Source organism: Pseudoalteromonas sp. SCSIO_11900, assembly GCF_000576475.1.
Lineage (GTDB): Bacteria > Pseudomonadota > Gammaproteobacteria > Enterobacterales > Alteromonadaceae > Pseudoalteromonas > Pseudoalteromonas tetraodonis.
This window is the reverse complement of record NZ_KK070023.1, coordinates 862,390-882,402: the sequence shown is the minus strand read 5'-3', so window position 1 is coordinate 882,402 and position 20,013 is coordinate 862,390. Positions and strand designations below refer to the sequence as shown.

Genomic DNA, 20,013 nt, shown 5'->3' with positions numbered 1-20,013 from the left:
CTGTGGCAAAAGTCATCGCATTAGCAAATCAAAAAGGCGGAGTAGGTAAAACGACCACTGCCGTTAATCTCGCTGCATCTATGGCTGCAACGAAACGTAAAGTGCTGTTAATAGATCTCGATCCGCAAGGCAATGCGACCATGGGCAGTGGCGTCGACAAATATGGTGACGTCCCTACTATCTATGATTTACTCATAGAAGATAAGCCTATTGATGAGGTGATTATTAAAGAAACCTCAGGCGAGTATCATATGATTGCTGCAAACGGCGATGTGACCGCTGCAGAAGTTAAATTGATGGAATTATTTGCTCGCGAAGTACGCTTACGCAATGCACTTGAAAAAATTCAGGAGCAGTACGAGTTTATTTTTATAGACTGCCCGCCTTCTTTAAATATGCTAACCGTTAATGCCATGGCTGCTGCCGATTCTATTTTAGTGCCTATGCAATGTGAATATTATGCATTGGAAGGATTAACTGCATTAATGGATACGATTACGCAACTTGCTAAGTTAGTTAATCCTAACTTACAGATTGAAGGCATACTTCGTACTATGTACGATCCGCGTAATCGATTAGCAAATGATGTATCAGAACAATTAAAACAACATTTTGGCGATAAAGTATACCGTACGGTGATCCCACGTAATGTTCGACTTGCAGAAGCCCCTAGTTTTGGCGCACCGGCAATGTACTACGATCGAGCATCAAGTGGTGCGAAAGCGTATTTAGCTCTCGCGGGTGAAATGCTACGCAGAAAAGAAAAAATAACTCCCGTTGTCGCCTAACTTTGAGGTAAAAAAATAACATGTCTGCTAAAAAACGAGGTTTAGGCCGAGGACTCGATGCACTTTTAAGTTCATCTAAACCTGCACCAAGCGAAAGCAAGGAACACGACAGCGCCAATGTAACAAACGCAGTTGAAAATGCGGCACAGCCTAGCAACAGTGAATTACAAAAACTACCCATCGAATTTTTACACTCAGGGAAATACCAACCTCGTAAAGACATGTCTGAAGAGGCACTTGAAGAACTTGCCAGTTCAATTCGTTCACAAGGGATAATTCAACCGATTGTTGTACGCCCAGTTGCGCATAGCAGTTATGAAATTATTGCCGGTGAACGTCGTTGGCGCGCTGCTCAAATTGCCAAGCTTGAGTTTGTACCGTGTATTATTAAAGATGTACCCGATGAAGCGGCCGTTGCCATTGCCCTAATTGAAAATATTCAGCGTGAAGACTTAAACGCCATGGAAGAAGCGATAGCACTTAATCGCTTGCTTAATGAGTTTGAGTTAACGCATCAACAGGTGGCTGATGCCGTTGGTAAATCGCGTACTACCGTGACTAACTTATTACGCTTGAACAACCTCAATAACGATGTAAAGATTTTGTTAGAGCATGGTGACATTGAAATGGGTCACGCACGTTGCTTATTAGCACTTGAAGGCGAAGTGCAATCGGATGCTGCCCGTTTAGCTGTTGCAAAAGCATTGACCGTTCGCGAAACTGAAAAGCTAGTACGTTCTATTTTAGAGCCTGTTCCAGCAAAAGAAGTAATAGAAAAAGACCCAGATGTTAAACAGTTAGAGCAACAGCTTGCTGATAACTTAGGGGCAAAAGTAGAAATAAATTACAACAAAAAAGGCAAAGGGAAGTTGGTTATTTCTTACACTAATCTTGACGAGTTAGACGGTATTTTAAACCGTATCAATCAAGACTATTCCCACCATTAATTCATTGGATGTCTAAAAAGGGGCATTTACAGCGATTTTGTGTTACAAAGCACCTACTCAAGTTGCAAAACTGGCAGGATTAAGTATAATTTCGCCAGTTTTCATACCCTGACAATTAGAGCGTCATAAAGGTTAATTAAAAGTGACTAATAAGTTAGCAGGCCCGTATAGGCTTGCCGCGTTAAAATTAATTTGCCTTCAGGGATTTGTGGCCCTTTTAGCTGCACTAATAATTTTTATAGGTTGGGAAACCAATGCCGCACTTTCAGCGCTAGCTGGTGGTGCAGTCGCAGTACTTCCTAACTTTGTATTTGCGCTTTATGCATTCAGATATATGGGTGCAAGTCGTGCAAATCAAGCGTATGCCTCGTTAAAACGCGGCAACGGATTGAAATTTATGCTAACAATCGTTTTGTTTGCACTAATGCTAAAGCTTTATCCGGTAGTTTTATTACCTTTCTTTTGTGCTTATGTATTGGTGTTGTTTACAGGATTGTTTACACCCGTTTTTTTTAAACATTAACTTTTGGGATATAACATGGCTGCAGAAGAAGTTACTCTATCTAGCCATATTCAGCACCACTTAACCAATGCTAAGATGTGCTCGACCGACGCTGGTCTTGCCTTCAATAAAGCATGTACGGATAGTGGCTTCTGGACATGGCATGTAGATACCCTCGCATGGTCTATCGGACTAGGTCTAATTTTTTTATGGATCTTCCGTAGTGCCGCAAAAAAATCAACACTGGGTGTACCTGGAAAACTTCAATGTTTCATTGAAATGGTTGTTGAGTTCGTTGGCGACAACGTACGCGATACCTTCCACGGTAAAAGTAAGCTAATTGCACCATTAGCATTAACAATATTCGTGTGGATATTCTTAATGAACTTAATGGATTTAATCCCTGTTGACTTCCTACCAGCATTTGCCGGCTTTGTTGGCGAAACTGCGTTTGGTATGGATTCACACGACGTATACATGAAAATTGTACCAACAACCGATATCAACATGACAGCAGCACTTGCGCTGGGCGTGTTTATTCTAATGATTGGTTACTCAATTAAAATCAAAGGTATCGGCGGTTTTATTAAAGAACTAACACTTCACCCGTTTAGTTCAAACAATACAGCTATGCAGATTCTTTTAATTCCATTCAACCTATTACTAGAGCTTATCGCATTGGTTTCTAAGCCGTTTTCACTGGCTCTGCGTTTGTTCGGTAACTTATATGCAGGTGAATTAATCTTCATCCTTATCGGTGCAATAGGTTTAATGCAACTACCGTTGCACTTTGTGTGGGCTGTATTCCATATCTTGGTAATTGTATTGCAAGCATTCGTATTCATGATGCTTACAATCGTATACCTAAGCATGGCAAGTTCGGATAATCACTAATTTATAACTTTTAATTTTTACTTTTAATTACAATTGAAACTTTGGAGAAAAAAATGGAACTAGTATTAGGTCTTAAGTACATCGCAGTAGCTTTACTTATCGGCTTCGGTGCAATCGGTACAGCAATCGGTTTTGGTAACATGGGCGGTAAATTCCTTGAAGCATGTGCGCGTCAACCTGAGCTTGCACCATCGCTACAAGTTAAAATGTTTATCCTTGCTGGTCTAATCGATGCTGTAGCAATGATTGGTGTTGGTATCGCGATGGTATTGTTGTTCGTACTTTAATTTTATTTTTTGAACAGCTTACTATTTAAGGAGGAGCGGTTGTGAACTTAAACGCCACTCTTATCGGTGAATTAATTGCGTTTACGGTGTTCGTATTATTTTGTATGAAATACGTATGGCCACCACTAAACGGTGCAATTGAAGCTCGCCAGAAGAAAATCGAAGATGGTTTAGCTGCCTCTGATAGAGCCGAAAAAGACTTAGAACTTGCGCAACACAAAGCTGCAGAACAGCTTAAAGATGCAAAGGCTCAAGCGGCTGATATCATTGAACAAGCTAAAAAGCGTGCCACGCTAATCGTTGACGAAGAAACTGTTCGTGGTCAACAAGAGCGTGAAAAAATTATTGCTCAAGGGCACTCTGAAATCGAAGCAGAGCGTAACCGTGTGACAGAAGAGCTACGTAAGAAAGTAGCAACTCTGGCTGTGGTTGGCGCAGAAAGAATTTTAGAGCGCGAAATCAATCAAGCCGCACATAGTGACATCGTTGAAAAACTTGTCGCTGAGCTGTAATTAGGAGGGTATGAGCATGTCTGAATTGACTACTATCGCTCGCCCATACGCTAAAGCGGCTTTTGAACTTGCCGTTGAAAAAGGCACCATTGAAAGTTGGAATGACATGTTGTTCTTTGCTGGCCACGTTGCCAGCAATGAACAGGCATCAACCATTTTAGCTGGATTGCCTACTGCTACTGCACAAGCTGAGTTATTTATTAACTTATGTGGTGAGCAGCTCAACGAACAAGGTCAGAACCTAGTTAAGGTGATGGCTGAAAATGGACGTTTGATTGCACTACCTGAAGTTGCTCATTTATTTTCTGCTTTAAAAGCAGACTATGACAAAGAAATCGATATTGACGTGATTTCGGCAACGCCTCTTGCTGCAGCGCAGCAAGAATCATTGGTAGCGGCACTTGAAAAACGTTTCGCACGCAAAGTTAAGCTGAATTGTAGTGAAGACGCTACAGTTGTTGGCGGTCTTATTATCAAGGCGGGTGACACTGTAATTGACGGCTCTTTACGCGGTAAATTAAATCGCTTAGCCACAACACTACAATCGTAATTGGGAAAAAGAGCATGCAACTTAATTCCACTGAAATTTCAGATCTGATCAAACAACGTATTGAGAAGTTCGAAGTTGTAAGTGAAGCTCGTAACGAAGGTACAATTGTATCTGTTACTGACGGTATCATTCGCATCCACGGTCTAGCTGACTGTATGCAAGGTGAGATGATTGAGCTTCCTGGCAACCGTTATGCTATCGCACTAAACCTTGAGCGCGACTCAATTGGTGCAGTAGTAATGGGTCCTTACGCTGACCTTACAGAAGGCGTAAAAGTATACACAACTGGTCGTATCTTAGAAGTGCCTGTTGGTGCGGGTCTACTTGGTCGTGTTGTAAACACACTAGGTGCTCCTATCGATGGTAAAGGCGCTTTAGATAACGACGGTTTTGAACCTGTAGAAAAAATTGCACCAGGTGTAATCGAGCGTCAATCAGTAGATGAGCCAGTGCAAACTGGTTACAAATCTATCGATGCAATGATTCCAGTTGGTCGTGGTCAACGTGAGCTTGTTATCGGTGACCGCCAAACAGGTAAAACTGCACTAGCAATCGATGCAATCATCAACCAAAAAGACACAGGCGTTAAGTGTGTGTACGTTGCGGTTGGTCAAAAAGCATCTACTATTGCTAACGTAGTACGTAAATTAGAAGAGCACGGTGCACTTGCAAATACTATCGTAGTTGTAGCATCTGCTTCTGAATCTGCGGCACTTCAGTACTTAGCACCGTTCTCGGGCTGTACTATGGGTGAATACTTCCGTGACCGTGGTGAAAACGCATTAATCGTATATGATGATTTATCTAAGCAAGCTGTTGCTTACCGTCAAATCTCATTGCTACTTAAGCGTCCACCAGGCCGTGAAGCATACCCAGGTGACGTATTCTACCTTCACTCGCGTCTTTTAGAGCGTGCATCACGTGTAAACACGGATTACGTTGAAAAATTCACTAACGGTGAAGTGAAAGGTAAAACAGGTTCATTGACGGCATTGCCTATCATTGAAACTCAAGGCGGCGACGTTTCTGCGTTCGTACCGACAAACGTTATCTCTATCACCGATGGTCAGATCTTCTTAGAAACTGACTTATTCAACTCAGGTATCCGTCCGGCTGTAAATGCTGGTATCTCGGTATCGCGTGTTGGTGGTGCTGCACAAACTAAAATCGTTAAGAAACTAGGTGGCGGTATCCGTCTAGCCCTAGCTCAGTACCGTGAATTAGCTGCGTTCTCGCAGTTCGCGTCTGACCTTGATGATGCTACTCGTGCTCAACTTGAGCATGGTGAGCGTGTAACAGAGCTAATGAAGCAGAAACAGTACGCGCCAATGTCTGTTGCTGAAATGTCTTTGTCGTTATTCGCAGCTGAGAAAGGTTACTTAAAAGACATCGAAATCGCTAAAATTATGGATTTCGAAGCGGCTTTACTTTCTTACGCAAATAGCACATACGCAGAGCTTATGGCTCAAATCAATGAAACTGGTAACTACAACGCCGAGATCGAAGCGCAGCTTAAAGAACTTCTAGAGAAGTTCAAGTCTACGCAAACTTGGTAATTTAGTTATTAATGGTGTGCTTTATATTCTAAAGCACACCTTGATTCGGAGAGAGAGTCATGGCCAGCGGAAAAGAGATTAAAAGCAAGATCGGCAGTATTAAAAATACTCAAAAGATCACTAGCGCAATGGAAATGGTTGCTGCGTCTAAAATGAAAAAGGCGCAAGAACGAGTGGCTTCAAGCCGTCCATACGCTGAAAAATTACGTAAAGTGATTGGTCGTGTTGCTCAAGCAAATCTTGATTTTACTCACCCGTTCTTAGAAGAACGTGAAGTAAAACGAGTTGGTTATATTGTTATCTCTACTGACCGTGGTCTGTGTGGCGGTTTAAACTCAAACGAGTTTAAAAAAGTCGCATTAGAGATCAAAGCGTGGAAAGAAAAAGGCGTAGATGCTGATTTTGCTACTTTAGGTAGTAAAGCAGCTAGCTTCTTTCAACGTTTTGGTGGTCAAGTGCTTGCTAAAAAAGCAGGTCTTGGAGATAAGCCTTCAGTACAGGATGTAATTGGTCCTGTAAAAGTAATGCTAGATGCATTCTCTGAAGGTAAAATTGACCGTTTATTCCTGGTATATAACAACTTTGTTAATACCATGAAGCAAGAGCCAATAGTAGATCAGTTACTCCCTTTGCCAAAAGCTGAAGAAGAAGTATCTACACATGCGTGGGATTACTTATATGAACCAAACCCAGAGGCTATTTTAGAGTCTTTGTTAGTACGTTTCATTGAGTCTCAAGTATACCAAGGTGTAGTTGAAAACGCTGCCTCTGAACAGGCTGCCCGCATGGTTGCAATGAAAGCTGCAACTGATAATGCCGGTGACCTTATGGATGAGTTACAGCTTGTATATAACAAAGCTCGCCAAGCAGCAATCACACAAGAAATTAGTGAGATTTGTTCTGGTTCAGCAGCAGTTTAATGCTTCAGGCAAAGATTAACGAGAGGAATAGACATGAGTTTAGGTAAGGTCGTCCAAATTATCGGCGCCGTTGTGGATATCGAATTTCCACAAGACAGCGTGCCAGCCGTATATGACGCGCTAAAAGTAACAGATGGCGATTTAGCTGGTTTGACTTTAGAAGTTCAACAGCAGCTAGGTGGCGGTGTGGTACGTACTATCGCACTAGGTACTACAGACGGTTTACGTCGTGGTGCTGCAGTAGCAAACACAGGCGAAGCAATTCAAGTTCCAGTTGGTACTAAGACCCTAGGTCGTATCATGAACGTACTTGGTGAGCCAATTGATGAAGCAGGTCCAATCGGTGAAGACGAGCGTATGTCTATCCACCGTGCAGCTCCTACTTACGAAGAGCAATCAAGCTCAGTGGAACTTTTAGAAACGGGTATCAAGGTAATCGACCTTGTATGTCCATTCGCTAAAGGTGGTAAAGTTGGTTTATTCGGTGGTGCCGGTGTTGGTAAAACCGTAAACATGATGGAGCTTATCCGTAACATCGCAATCGAGCACAGCGGCTACTCAGTATTCGCAGGTGTTGGTGAGCGTACTCGTGAGGGTAACGATTTCTACCATGAAATGAACGATTCAAACGTACTTGATAAAGTATCGCTTGTATACGGTCAGATGAACGAGCCACCGGGTAACCGTTTACGCGTAGCGTTAACAGGTCTTACTATGGCTGAGAAGTTCCGTGACGAAGGTCGCGACGTACTTTTCTTTGTAGATAACATCTACCGTTACACACTTGCGGGTACAGAAGTATCAGCGCTTCTTGGTCGTATGCCATCAGCGGTAGGTTACCAGCCTACACTTGCTGAAGAAATGGGTGTACTTCAAGAGCGTATCGCATCTACTAAGACGGGTTCAATTACTTCAATCCAAGCGGTATACGTACCTGCGGATGATTTAACGGATCCATCTCCAGCAACAACGTTTGCTCACTTAGATGCAACAGTGGTACTTTCACGTGATATCGCATCACTAGGTATCTACCCAGCGGTAGACCCTCTTGATTCATCTTCACGTCAGCTTGATCCACAAGTAATCGGTGAAGAGCACTACGGTGTAGCGCGCGGCGTTCAAACAGTTCTTCAGCGTTACAAAGAGCTTAAAGACATCATCGCGATTCTAGGTATGGACGAGCTTTCTGACGAAGATAAGCAACTTGTATCTCGTGCACGTAAAATCCAGCGTTTCCTATCTCAGCCATTCTTCGTGGCAGAGGTATTTACAGGTGCGCCAGGTAAATACGTTTCACTTAAAGACACAATTGCAGGCTTCAAAGGTATCTTAAACGGTGAGTTTGATGATATGCCAGAGCAAGCGTTCTACATGGTTGGCTCTATCGAAGAAGCTCAAGAAAAAGCCAAAAGCATGTAATTAGGAGGGTAGTATGGCAGCTATGACTGTACATCTTGATGTAGTAAGTGCTGAAGAGAAATTATTTTCTGGTTTAGTAGAATCTATTCAAGTATCTGGTAGTGAAGGTGAGTTAGGTGTTAACGCCGGTCACGCCCCACTACTAACTGCCCTTAAACCTGGTATGGTACGTTTAGTTAAGCAATTTGGTGAAGAAGAACTCATCTATATTGCTGGCGGTACACTAGAAGTTCAACCGAACATAGTGACCGTACTTGCTGATACAGCTGTTCGTGGTGAAGACCTAGACGAAAAAGCTGCAGAGCAAGCTAAGCGTGACGCTGAAGCCCAAATGGCAAAAGGCGCATCTGCTGAACTTGATTACAATCAAGCAGCAATGCAACTAGCTGAAGCAATTGCTCAGCTACGCATTATTCAGCAATTACGTAAAAAGTAAGCCTATCTGGTTTTTAAAAGCCCACTTTATGTGGGCTTTTTTGTGCTTGATGATAAATCCCGTGGCTATTTGTAAATAAATTAATCGTAATGGCTAATATCTCTTCATTATTACTTATATCTACGCAAGATCCTCGTTACAATAACCCTATTCTATTAGGTGTTATTTTGCTTAAGTTAAGATTCAGTAGTCATTGCTTAGCCTACTGAGTATTTGCACATGATGTGACTTACGTAATCTACTTTGCAGCACACTTATTCTATCAAGCTAAAACAACGGAAAAAGGAAATTGTTTTAATGGCTCTAACAACAGTAATTCTTGCAGCGGGTAAAGGTACTCGTATGCGCTCTGCTCTGCCTAAGGTACTGCATAAAGTGGCAGGTAAACCTATGGTGCAACACGTTATCGATAATGCCAATGCGCTAGGTGCTACATCGACTAACTTAGTTTATGGTCATGGCGGCGAACTATTACAACAACAGTTAGCCGATAATAACGTAAACTGGGTGCTACAAGCTGAGCAACTAGGCACAGGCCACGCAGTGGCACAAGCAAGCCCACATATAAATGACGACGACGCTGTACTGGTTTTATACGGTGACGTACCTTTAACGAAACAATCTACACTTGAGCGCTTATTAGCCGCGACACCTAAAAATGGTTTAGCAGTATTAACCGTTAATTTAGCAAATCCAAATGGCTACGGGCGCATGCTGCGTGTTGATGGCAAGCTAGTGGGTATTGTTGAACAAAAAGATGCTAACGCAGAGCAGTTACTTATAAACGAAGTAAACACTGGCATTATGGCGGTTAATGGTAAGCTTTTAAAAACATGGTTAGGTAACTTGTCTAACAATAATGCCCAAGGTGAATACTACCTAACAGATATAGTTGCTATGGCGCATAGTGAAGGCGTAGAAATTACATCAGCACAACCAGATCACCCAATGGAAGTTGAAGGTGCAAATAACCGCGTACAACTTGCAGGATTAGAGCGTGCTTATCAAGCATGGCAAGCAGAAGAACTCATGCTAAATGGGGCCACCCTTGCTGACCCTGCACGTATTGACGTACGTGGCGACGTTAAAACAGGTGAAGATGTCCTCATCGATATCAACGTTATTTTTGAAGGTACAGTGACCTTAGGTAATAACGTACAAATTGGACCTAACTGTGTACTTAAAAACTGTAGCATCGGTGATAATGTTATTATTAAAGCCAATACACTAATTGAAGATGCATCAGTTGCAGCTCAATGTACACTCGGCCCATACGCCCGCCTTCGCCCTGGTGCAGTAATGGAAGAAGACTCGCACATTGGCAATTTTGTCGAAATGAAAAAAACTCGTTTAGGCAAAGGTTCTAAAGCAAACCACTTAAGTTACTTAGGTGATGCTGAAATTGGCGAAAAAGTGAATATTGGCGCAGGCACTATTACCTGTAACTACGATGGGGTTAATAAAGCAAAAACTATTATTGGCAATAATGCCTTTATAGGGTCTAACTCGTCACTGGTTGCTCCTGTAAACATTGGTGCTACAGCAACTGTGGGTGCAGGCTCTGTTATTACCAATACTGTCGCGGATGATCAGTTAGCCGTAGCACGTGGCAAGCAACGCAATTTAGACGGTTGGAAACGCCCAGTTAAAAAATAGTAATGACCATTACTTATTAAATATTTAAAGCGAGTTTTATAACTCGCTTTTTATTGTCTAAATATAATTCAACTAAAAATGCCATACTGTTGTCATCCCTGTGTGTTGATATTTAACTAATACAACACTAAGGAAAACAATAATGTTAAACAAATCAATAATAGCCCTTTCTTTGCTATCACTATTAACTGGTTGCTCACTAGATGGTGATGACGGCCAAGATGGCGCACAGGGTGTACAAGGTACAGCGGGTAATAATGGCGAAAACGGCACTAATGCAAATTCAGCTTTAAATATCAATCTTATTGGCCGCGCAGTACTCAATGCACAAAGCCCGGAAGGGGCAGCTGAAATAGTCGCCTACCAAGCCTCTAAAAAATGGATTTATGCCATTAATAGCTCTGGTGATGAAGCTGTTGTGAATATCATTCCTGCCGATACGTTCGACACTGCAGCATTAGCAAAAGATAACGAAGGTATTGTAACCGCGACCAACTTAGCCTCTGCCATTACGCTCTCACTAAATGAAAATACGCCTGGCGATGCAAACAGCATAGCTATCGATGCGAATAACCAATTATTAGCGGTAGCAATGGCTGCTACAAGCGTGGGTGAAGCTGGCCAAATAGCGTTTTACAATATTAGCGGAGATACACCTGCATTTGTTAAAAATGTAATAGTAGGCGCCCTACCCGACATGGTGGCATTTAGTCATGATGGTGCAAAAGTAGTGGTTGCTAATGAAGGTGAACCTAATGGCGACTACAGTATCGATCCCGAAGGCACTATTAGCATTATCGATATCACTAACGGCACTATTGCCGATAACGCTTTGAGCATAAACTTTCAAGCTTACAATAATCAGCAAGCAGAATTAGAAGCACGGGGTTTAGTGTTTGCCAATCTTACTGGACGTACTATTAATGGTAATTTAATAAATACCACCGTTGCTATGGATTTAGAGCCAGAGTATGTGAGTATTTCCAAGGATAATAAATACGCCTATGTCTCTATTCAAGAAAATAACGGCCTAGCTATCATCAACCTTGAAGATAATTCCCTTGAGCTAAAAGGGCTCGGTTTTAAAGATTGGTCAAACTTACAATTTGACGCTTCAGACAAAGACGGCGGTGTTAACTTTAAATCATACCCTGGTTTATATGGCATGTATCAGCCAGATACAATTGCAAGTTTTAGTTGGAAAGGAGCCAACTTTATTGTATCTGCCAATGAGGGTGATGCACGCGAATACTTTTTTGATGCCAGCGATGAAGCTGATTGTATCGCTCAGGGCGGCCTTGATTATGACGCTAAAGATGGGTGTTTGGCATATATAGATGAAAGCCGCGTAGAAAATCTAACGCTCGCAGCCAATTTTGATTACTTAAATAACGATGATAACGACATTGGTCGTTTAAAAGTTACAACAGCAAAAGGTGATAAAAATAACGATGGCCAATACGAATCGCTTTATGCTTATGGCGCACGCTCATTTACCATTTGGGATAGCAATGGGTTGGTGGTGTTTGACTCAGGCGATCAAATTGCACGAGTAACCGCTTCTGTTCATGGCAACGCGTTTAATAATAATGAAGATGAAAACAAAGGCGATACACGCTCAGATGATAAAGGGGCAGAACCCGAAGCGCTAACATTAGGTAAGGTTGGCGATAGGTTGTTTGCTTTTGTTGGTTTAGAGCGCATGGGCGGAATAATGGTGTTTGATATAACCAACCCTTACGATGTGAAATTTCAAGACTACTTTTATAATCGAGGTTTAGAACCAAGTGCAGATATAAGTGGCGATCTCGCTCCTGAAGGAATGACATTTGTTCCTGCAGCGCAAAGTGCAACAAACGAAGCACTGCTTATAGTCGGTAATGAAATCTCAGGCTCAATTGCCGTATGGGAAATAACAACTCAGTAATTAGTAAAGTTTTAAGTAAAAGCGATATAGCGGTTAGCTATAAATCGCTTTTACTTTCTCCTCTCTTAATAACTATGCCTTTTCTGAATGCTTTTTAATCAAAAACACCTCTGCAACCCTTTATTTGTATGGTTATTGTACTAAATTGAAATTAATTTAATAAAACTGAAATAAAGCATTGACCCTCTCCAGAATATCCCTATAATGCGCATCCACTGACCCGGCAGGCAGCAATGAAAAGCGCTGAACAAACGGTAAATAAGTCGAGTAAAACTTAGCTTTTAAATCTTTTAAAAGAAACTAAAAATTAAGTGTTGACAAAAAAATAGGAAAGCGTAATATGCGCAGCCCTAGCGAGATAAAGTTAAACGCTTTAACCGCAACGTTCTTTAACAATATAAAGCAATCATCTGTGTGGGCACTCGTACAGATTGAGTTCTAACAGCCAAGCTACTTCGTTCTTTATTGAGCAAGTAACGAGGCAAACAAATTTAGAGTCTCAATTGAAACTGAGTGACCAACAGCAATAAATTTATTTATTGCAGCACAGTCAATTCAATATCGAAAGATATTAAATAAATTCAGAATTCATTGAGCTGTCGAAAGACATAAAACTTTTTAATTGAAGAGTTTGATCATGGCTCAGATTGAACGCTGGCGGCAGGCCTAACACATGCAAGTCGAGCGGTAACATTTCTAGCTTGCTAGAAGATGACGAGCGGCGGACGGGTGAGTAATGCTTGGGAACATGCCTTGAGGTGGGGGACAACAGTTGGAAACGACTGCTAATACCGCATAATGTCTACGGACCAAAGGGGGCTTCGGCTCTCGCCTTTAGATTGGCCCAAGTGGGATTAGCTAGTTGGTGAGGTAATGGCTCACCAAGGCGACGATCCCTAGCTGGTTTGAGAGGATGATCAGCCACACTGGGACTGAGACACGGCCCAGACTCCTACGGGAGGCAGCAGTGGGGAATATTGCACAATGGGCGCAAGCCTGATGCAGCCATGCCGCGTGTGTGAAGAAGGCCTTCGGGTTGTAAAGCACTTTCAGTCAGGAGGAAAGGTTAGTAGTTAATACCTGCTAGCTGTGACGTTACTGACAGAAGAAGCACCGGCTAACTCCGTGCCAGCAGCCGCGGTAATACGGAGGGTGCGAGCGTTAATCGGAATTACTGGGCGTAAAGCGTACGCAGGCGGTTTGTTAAGCGAGATGTGAAAGCCCCGGGCTCAACCTGGGAACTGCATTTCGAACTGGCAAACTAGAGTGTGATAGAGGGTGGTAGAATTTCAGGTGTAGCGGTGAAATGCGTAGAGATCTGAAGGAATACCGATGGCGAAGGCAGCCACCTGGGTCAACACTGACGCTCATGTACGAAAGCGTGGGGAGCAAACAGGATTAGATACCCTGGTAGTCCACGCCGTAAACGATGTCTACTAGAAGCTCGGAACCTCGGTTCTGTTTTTCAAAGCTAACGCATTAAGTAGACCGCCTGGGGAGTACGGCCGCAAGGTTAAAACTCAAATGAATTGACGGGGGCCCGCACAAGCGGTGGAGCATGTGGTTTAATTCGATGCAACGCGAAGAACCTTACCTACACTTGACATACAGAGAACTTACCAGAGATGGTTTGGTGCCTTCGGGAACTCTGATACAGGTGCTGCATGGCTGTCGTCAGCTCGTGTTGTGAGATGTTGGGTTAAGTCCCGCAACGAGCGCAACCCCTATCCTTAGTTGCTAGCAGGTAATGCTGAGAACTCTAAGGAGACTGCCGGTGATAAACCGGAGGAAGGTGGGGACGACGTCAAGTCATCATGGCCCTTACGTGTAGGGCTACACACGTGCTACAATGGCGCATACAGAGTGCTGCGAACTCGCGAGAGTAAGCGAATCACTTAAAGTGCGTCGTAGTCCGGATTGGAGTCTGCAACTCGACTCCATGAAGTCGGAATCGCTAGTAATCGCGTATCAGAATGACGCGGTGAATACGTTCCCGGGCCTTGTACACACCGCCCGTCACACCATGGGAGTGGGTTGCTCCAGAAGTAGATAGTCTAACCCTCGGGAGGACGTTTACCACGGAGTGATTCATGACTGGGGTGAAGTCGTAACAAGGTAGCCCTAGGGGAACCTGGGGCTGGATCACCTCCTTATACGATTTAGAACTTATTTGTTCGTAGTGTCCACACAGATGATTGTTAGTTAGCTAAGCCACTGGCTTAACTAATTAATATGCTCTTTAAAAATTTGGAAAAGCTGATAATAAAATTCGTATGAATAACAATGTTATTTGTACAGAGTTTTCAAAAGTAAAAAAGAATGATAGCAGTATCATTCAGTGCCATTTAATGAACGTTTCGTTTGTTGATTGGTATCTACTTTAGTATTCAATATTAACTTCTGGCGAAGTTAAACTGTCACAAAACAAAGACCCGTTTGGGTTGTATGGTTAAGTGACTAAGCGTACACGGTGGATGCCTTGGCAGTTGGAGGCGATGAAGGACGTATTAACTTGCGATAAGCCTAGTCAAGCTAGTAAAAAGCACTTGAGACTAGGATTTCCGAATGGGGAAACCCACCTGCTTGCAGGTATCGTTAACTGAATACATAGGTTAACGAGGCGAACGCGGAGAACTGAAACATCTAAGTACCCGTAGGAAAAGAAATCAACCGAGATTCCGAGAGTAGCGGCGAGCGAAATCGGAACAGCCCTTAAGCTTATTATGTGTTAATGGAAGGCTCTGGAAAGTGCCACGATACAGGGTGATAGTCCCGTACATGAAAACGCATTCTAAGTGAAATCGAGTAGGTCGGAGCACGTGAAACTTTGACTGAATATAGGTGGACCATCATCTAAGGCTAAATACTCCCAACTGACCGATAGTGAACCAGTACCGTGAGGGAAAGGCGAAAAGAACCCCTGTGAGGGGAGTGAAATAGAACCTGAAACCGTGTACGTACAAGCAGTAGGAGCAGACTTGTTGGGTGACTGCGTACCTTTTGTATAATGGGTCAGCGACTTATATTTTGTAGCGAGGTTAACCGATTAGGGTAGCCGTAGGGAAACCGAGTCTTAACTGGGCGAATAGTTGCAAGGTATAGACCCGAAACCCGGTGATCTAGCCATGGGCAGGTTGAAGGTTGAGTAACATCAACTGGAGGACCGAACCCACTAACGTTGAAAAGTTAGGGGATGACCTGTGGTTAGGAGTGAAAGGCTAATCAAACCGGGAGATAGCTGGTTCTCCCCGAAATCTATTTAGGTAGAGCCTCGGACGAATACTTACGGGGGTAGAGCACTGTTAAGGCTAGGGGGTCATCCCGACTTACCAACCCTTTGCAAACTCCGAATACCGTAAAGTACTATCCGGGAGACACACGGCGGGTGCTAACGTCCGTCGTGAAGAGGGAAACAACCCAGACCGCCAGCTAAGGTCCCAAAGTCATAGTTAAGTGGGAAACGATGTGGAAAGGCCCAGACAGCCAGGAGGTTGGCTTAGAAGCAGCCATCCTTTAAAGAAAGCGTAATAGCTCACTGGTCGAGTCGGTCTGCGCGGAAGATGTAACGGGGCTAAACTATGCACCGAAGCTGCGGATTCAAAATTTATTTTGAGTGGTAGGGGAGCGTTCTGTAAGCCGTTGAAGGTGTGCCGGGAGGCATGCTGGAGGTATCAGAAGTGCGAATGCTGACATGAGTAACGATAATGCGGGTGAAAAACCCGCACGCCGGAAGACCAAGGGTTCCTATCCCATGTTAATCAGGGTAGGGTAAGTCGACCCCTAAGGCGAGGCCGAAAGGCGTAGTCGATGGGAAACGGATTAATATTTCCGTACTTGGTATAATTGCGATGGGGGGACGGAGCAGGCTAAGCAAGCATGGCGATGGTAGTCCATGTGAAAGTGTGTAGGCTAGTGACTTAGGTAAATCCGGGTTGCTGTTAGGCTGAGACACGAGACGAGTCACCAAGGTGATGAAGTTGCTGATGCCATACTTCCAGGAAAAGCCTCTAAGCTTCAGATTATACCGAATCGTACCCCAAACCGACACAGGTGGTCAGGTAGAGAATACTAAGGCGCTTGAGAGAACTCGGGTGAAGGAACTAGGCAAAATCGTACCGTAACTTCGGGAGAAGGTACGCTCCTATCTGTGATGAGACTTGCTCTCTAAGCGGACGGGAGCCGCAGTGACCAGGTGGCTGGGACTGTTTATTAAAAACACAGCACTGTGCAAAATCGCAAGATGACGTATACGGTGTGACACCTGCCCGGTGCCGGAAGGTTAATTGATGGGGTTATCTTCGGAGAAGCTCTTGATCGAAGCCCCGGTAAACGGCGGCCGTAACTATAACGGTCCTAAGGTAGCGAAATTCCTTGTCGGGTAAGTTCCGACCTGCACGAATGGTGTAACCATGGCCACGCTGTCTCCACCCGAGACTCAGTGAAATTGAAATCGCAGTGAAGATGCTGTGTACCCGCGGCTAGACGGAAAGACCCCGTGAACCTTTACTACAGCTTGGCACTGAACATTGAACCTACATGTGTAGGATAGGTGGGAGACTTAGAAGCAGAGACGCTAGTTTTTGTGGAGTCGTCCTTGAAATACCACCCTTGTAGTTTTGATGTTCTAACGTTGGCCCCTGAATCGGGGTTACGGACAGTGCCTGGTGGGTAGTTTGACTGGGGCGGTCTCCTCCCAAAGAGTAACGGAGGAGCACGAAGGTTGGCTAAGTACGGTCGGACATCGTACGGTTAGTGTAATGGTAGAAGCCAGCTTAACTGCGAGACAGACACGTCGAGCAGGTACGAAAGTAGGTCATAGTGATCCGGTGGTTCTGAATGGAAGGGCCATCGCTCAACGGATAAAAGGTACTCCGGGGATAACAGGCTGATACCGCCCAAGAGTTCATATCGACGGCGGTGTTTGGCACCTCGATGTCGGCTCATCACATCCTGGGGCTGAAGTCGGTCCCAAGGGTATGGCTGTTCGCCATTTAAAGTGGTACGCGAGCTGGGTTTAGAACGTCGTGAGACAGTTCGGTCCCTATCTGCCGTGGGCGTTTGAGAATTGAGAGGGGTTGCTCCTAGTACGAGAGGACCGGAGTGAACGAACCGCTGGTGTTCGGGTTGTCATGCCAATGGCATTGCCCGGTAGCTACGTTCGGAACTGATAAGCGCTGAAAGCATCTAAGCGCGAAGCAGGCCTCGAGATGAGTTCTCACTAGACTTTTAAAGTCTCTGAAGGGCCGTTGAAGACGACAACGTTGATAGGCAAGATGTGGAAGTGGTGTGAGCCATTAAGCTAACTTGTACTAATTACCCGTGAGGCTTAACCATACAACGCCAAACGCGTTTTATGCGACAGTTTAAGCAAGAAGTTAATAGACTAAAGTAGATTACTGAAGACTTTTTTATCAGAATTCCAAATTTATGAGGTGACTCTTAGCGCGTAGCGTTAACATTGAGGCACCTTGCGCAAAGGAAATATAGGCACTACGTGCTTTGTCATTAATCCTTTGCACCATATTTGCTTGGTGACAATAGCGTTTTGGACCCACCTGACCCCATGCCGAACTCAGTAGTGAAACGAAACAGCGCCGATGATAGTGTAGCATTTGCTATGTGAAAGTAGGACATTACCAGGCTCCAAATTGAGAAAGCCCGACTAGCAATAGTCGGGCTTTTTTACGTCTGCAGGAAAGTAAAAACGCAGGTGAAAGGTAAAAGGCATCAGGTAAAAGGAAAATAATAAGCGCCTAATGCCGACTCTATACATTTGCTATGTGGCTCTCTACCGCTGTGGGCACCACGACATCACCAAGCTCCAAATTGAGAAAGCCCGACTAGCAATAGTCGGGCTTTTTTACGTATGCAGGAAAGTGAAAGCGCAGGTGAAAGGTAAAGGGCATCAGGTAAAAGGAAAATAATAAGCGCCTAAAGCCGACTCTATACATCTGCTATGTGGCTCTCTACCGCTGTGGGCACCACGACACTCTACTGCGTTGTCGCTACGAAGTAGCGCACCGACTCCAAATAAGAGAAAGCCCGACTAGAAATAGTCGGGCTTTTTTACGTCTGGAATAAAGTGAAAATATGGGTTCGAGGTATAAGGGTAAATGTGAGTCTAAGGCTTAACGATGATCCTTAGCACTTTCTTATTTCACGTGCTGGATTGCCGGCAACCACGGTATTTGATGCAATGCTCTTAGTTACCACTGAACCCGCACCAACAACAGTGTTATCACCAATGGTAACACCAGCTAACACAATAACTCCCGCGCCAATCCATACGTTATTACCTATAGAAATTGGTGCTGCAAAATTTTCTTTATTGAGGCGCTCAGTTGGGTTCACAGCATGTGAAACTGCTAATAGCTGAACATTAGGGCCAATTAAGCAGTCACTACCAATCTTAATCACTCCTTCATTAATTGGTGCATCTAATACAGTGCAGTTAATGTTTATAAAAGTACGATCACCTATATGTATTTGCGAGCCATAGTCACAATGAAAGCCCGCTTCAATAATTACTCCATCACCACAGTGTGAGCATAATTCTTTTATTCGCTTTAAATTACCTTTACTGGGGCTTTTATTAAATAAGCGGCAAATTTCGTGCACAGCTTTTCGCTGCGCTAGATTCTCTTTACTAATACTATTAAATGACTGCATATCAATTTTGTTTAACTTAAATAATGGTGCCTAGCTTAACCTACTTTATGCATGATGATAATTTGAATAAAATTGCTTTATTTTTATGCATTCACTTGCCATTTATAATGTTTCGTTTAAAATCCACTAACTTTCGAAACGAAACTTAATAGCAGTTACTTAATGACCAAACGAAACACTCAGCAACGCCGTCATCTGATCCTTAGCCAAGTAAATGAGCTTGGTGAAGTGGCCGTTGAGACTCTTGCTGAACAGTTTCAAACATCAGAAGTAACCATTCGAAAAGACTTAACCGCGCTTGAAAAAAGTGGCTTGTTGCTGCGCCGTTATGGTGGAGCTATTGCGCTACCAAAAGAGATTGTAAGCGATGAGATTGATTCTAAGCGCAAAGTAGCCATTGCTCAGGCAGCAGCGGCGCTTATAAAAGATCATAACCGCATTATTATTGACAGCGGGCGTACAACAGCAGCGATGATCCCTGAGTTGGCTACCAAGCAGGGGTTAGTTGTTATGACGAACGCGATTAAAGTAGCAACGCGTTTATTAGCACTTGAAAACGAGCCAACCCTTTTGATGACAGGTGGCACGTGGGATCCGCATTCAGAATCGTTTCAAGGGCAAGTAGCCGAAAATGTACTATGCTCATATGATTTTGATCAGCTGTTCATTGGTGCCGATGGCATTGATGTAGCACGAGGAACAACCACGTTTAATGAACTTGTTGGGCTAAGCCAAGTGATGGCTAAAGCGGCGCGTGAAGTTATTGTGCTGGTTGAGTCAGAAAAAATCGGCCGAAAAATACCAAATTTAGAATTACCGTGGCAAACAGTAACCACATTAATAACCGACAGTGGCTTAGCGCATGATAAACGCGCAGCGATTGAGGCATGTGGTGTAAAACTAATTTGCGCAGAGATTATGGATTAGTAACTACGCCGTGAGTTGCTAGA

Annotated in this window: 15 protein-coding genes and 3 rRNA genes; 17 read left to right on the top strand and 1 reads right to left on the bottom strand. The window is 43.7% G+C overall.

The annotated features are described in order from the left end of the window. The first annotated feature begins 2 nt into the window (after positions 1–2). From BG00_RS04075 to rrf, 16 genes are all read left to right on the top strand, one after another. A complete protein-coding gene (locus BG00_RS04075) occupies positions 3–788 on the top strand; it encodes a ParA family protein (protein WP_036980710.1) in 786 nt (261 codons plus the stop codon). 20 nt (positions 789–808) lie between these two features. After that, positions 809–1,735: a ParB/RepB/Spo0J family partition protein gene (locus tag BG00_RS04070; protein ID WP_036980707.1), complete on the top strand. Its 927-nt coding sequence runs from the start codon at positions 809–811 to the stop codon at positions 1,733–1,735. Positions 1,736–1,877: 142 nt separating this feature from the next. Continuing rightward, positions 1,878–2,258: an ATP synthase subunit I gene (locus BG00_RS04065; RefSeq protein WP_013466267.1), complete on the top strand. Its 381-nt coding sequence runs from the start codon at positions 1,878–1,880 to the stop codon at positions 2,256–2,258. A 15-nt stretch (positions 2,259–2,273) separates the two neighbouring features. Continuing rightward, entirely contained in the window at positions 2,274–3,131 is an 858-nt protein-coding gene (atpB, locus tag BG00_RS04060; protein WP_036980705.1) for a F0F1 ATP synthase subunit A, read from the top strand. 53 nt (positions 3,132–3,184) lie between these two features. Then, entirely contained in the window at positions 3,185–3,418 is a 234-nt protein-coding gene (atpE, locus tag BG00_RS04055; protein ID WP_004335261.1) for a F0F1 ATP synthase subunit C, read from the top strand. Positions 3,419–3,459: 41 nt separating this feature from the next. Beyond that, the gene (gene atpF / locus BG00_RS04050; RefSeq protein ID WP_036980703.1) at positions 3,460–3,930 is read left to right on the top strand and encodes a F0F1 ATP synthase subunit B; all 471 of its coding nucleotides are present in this window, start codon (positions 3,460–3,462) and stop codon (positions 3,928–3,930) included. A gap of 16 nt (positions 3,931–3,946) precedes the next feature. Further along, positions 3,947–4,480, top strand: a complete 534-nt coding sequence (atpH, locus tag BG00_RS04045) for a F0F1 ATP synthase subunit delta (protein WP_016900009.1) — start codon at positions 3,947–3,949, stop codon at positions 4,478–4,480. Between the two features lie 14 nt (positions 4,481–4,494). After that, positions 4,495–6,036, top strand: a complete 1,542-nt coding sequence (gene atpA / locus BG00_RS04040; RefSeq protein WP_013466263.1) for a F0F1 ATP synthase subunit alpha — start codon at positions 4,495–4,497, stop codon at positions 6,034–6,036. A 59-nt stretch (positions 6,037–6,095) separates the two neighbouring features. Next, positions 6,096–6,956 carry a F0F1 ATP synthase subunit gamma gene (atpG, locus tag BG00_RS04035; RefSeq protein WP_036980701.1) on the top strand — a complete coding sequence of 287 codons (861 nt, stop codon included), beginning with the start codon at positions 6,096–6,098 and terminating at the stop codon, positions 6,954–6,956. Between the two features lie 33 nt (positions 6,957–6,989). Then, complete coding sequence (atpD, locus tag BG00_RS04030) at positions 6,990–8,375, top strand: F0F1 ATP synthase subunit beta (protein ID WP_024601473.1); 1,386 nt, start codon at positions 6,990–6,992, stop codon at positions 8,373–8,375. A 13-nt stretch (positions 8,376–8,388) separates the two neighbouring features. Next, complete coding sequence (locus BG00_RS04025) at positions 8,389–8,811, top strand: F0F1 ATP synthase subunit epsilon (RefSeq protein ID WP_008464176.1); 423 nt, start codon at positions 8,389–8,391, stop codon at positions 8,809–8,811. 297 nt (positions 8,812–9,108) lie between these two features. Continuing rightward, complete coding sequence (gene glmU / locus BG00_RS04020) at positions 9,109–10,467, top strand: bifunctional UDP-N-acetylglucosamine diphosphorylase/glucosamine-1-phosphate N-acetyltransferase GlmU (RefSeq protein ID WP_036980698.1); 1,359 nt, start codon at positions 9,109–9,111, stop codon at positions 10,465–10,467. Positions 10,468–10,609: 142 nt separating this feature from the next. Beyond that, on the top strand, positions 10,610–12,394 hold the full coding sequence (locus BG00_RS04015; protein WP_036980695.1) for a choice-of-anchor I family protein: 1,785 nt from the start codon (positions 10,610–10,612) through the stop codon (positions 12,392–12,394). A gap of 619 nt (positions 12,395–13,013) precedes the next feature. Next, positions 13,014–14,547 (top strand): 16S ribosomal RNA (locus BG00_RS04010). A gap of 294 nt (positions 14,548–14,841) precedes the next feature. Beyond that, positions 14,842–17,728, top strand: a 23S ribosomal RNA gene (locus BG00_RS04005). 193 nt (positions 17,729–17,921) lie between these two features. Further along, positions 17,922–18,036, top strand: a 5S ribosomal RNA gene (gene rrf / locus BG00_RS04000). Together the 16S, 23S and 5S rRNA genes form the textbook arrangement of a ribosomal RNA operon. 499 nt (positions 18,037–18,535) lie before the next feature. Here rrf and BG00_RS03995 read toward each other — a convergent pair. Next, a complete protein-coding gene (locus tag BG00_RS03995) occupies positions 18,536–19,063 on the bottom strand; it encodes a sugar O-acetyltransferase (protein ID WP_036980694.1) in 528 nt (175 codons plus the stop codon). Positions 19,064–19,225: 162 nt separating this feature from the next. On the opposite strand from BG00_RS03995, the gene BG00_RS03990 reads away from it, so the two are divergent. Then, the gene (locus BG00_RS03990; RefSeq protein WP_036980693.1) at positions 19,226–19,990 is read left to right on the top strand and encodes a DeoR/GlpR family DNA-binding transcription regulator; all 765 of its coding nucleotides are present in this window, start codon (positions 19,226–19,228) and stop codon (positions 19,988–19,990) included. Positions 19,991–20,013 lie beyond the last annotated feature (23 nt).

Bases quoted from the DNA above. Each gene is read 5' to 3' on its own strand.
- BG00_RS04070 (WP_036980707.1), top strand. From the start codon at position 809: ATGTCTGCTAAAAAACGAGGTTTAGGCCGAGGACTCGATGCACTTTTA.
- atpB (WP_036980705.1), top strand. From the start codon at position 2,274: ATGGCTGCAGAAGAAGTTACTCTATCTAGCCATATTCAGCACCACTTA.
- atpE (WP_004335261.1), top strand. From the start codon at position 3,185: ATGGAACTAGTATTAGGTCTTAAGTACATCGCAGTAGCTTTACTTATC.
- atpH (WP_016900009.1), top strand. From the start codon at position 3,947: ATGTCTGAATTGACTACTATCGCTCGCCCATACGCTAAAGCGGCTTTT.
- atpA (WP_013466263.1), top strand. From the start codon at position 4,495: ATGCAACTTAATTCCACTGAAATTTCAGATCTGATCAAACAACGTATT.
- atpG (WP_036980701.1), top strand. From the start codon at position 6,096: ATGGCCAGCGGAAAAGAGATTAAAAGCAAGATCGGCAGTATTAAAAAT.
- atpD (WP_024601473.1), top strand. From the start codon at position 6,990: ATGAGTTTAGGTAAGGTCGTCCAAATTATCGGCGCCGTTGTGGATATC.
- BG00_RS04025 (WP_008464176.1), top strand. From the start codon at position 8,389: ATGGCAGCTATGACTGTACATCTTGATGTAGTAAGTGCTGAAGAGAAA.
- glmU (WP_036980698.1), top strand. From the start codon at position 9,109: ATGGCTCTAACAACAGTAATTCTTGCAGCGGGTAAAGGTACTCGTATG.
- BG00_RS04015 (WP_036980695.1), top strand. From the start codon at position 10,610: ATGTTAAACAAATCAATAATAGCCCTTTCTTTGCTATCACTATTAACT.
- BG00_RS03995 (WP_036980694.1), bottom strand. From the start codon at position 19,063: ATGCAGTCATTTAATAGTATTAGTAAAGAGAATCTAGCGCAGCGAAAA.
- BG00_RS03990 (WP_036980693.1), top strand. From the start codon at position 19,226: ATGACCAAACGAAACACTCAGCAACGCCGTCATCTGATCCTTAGCCAA.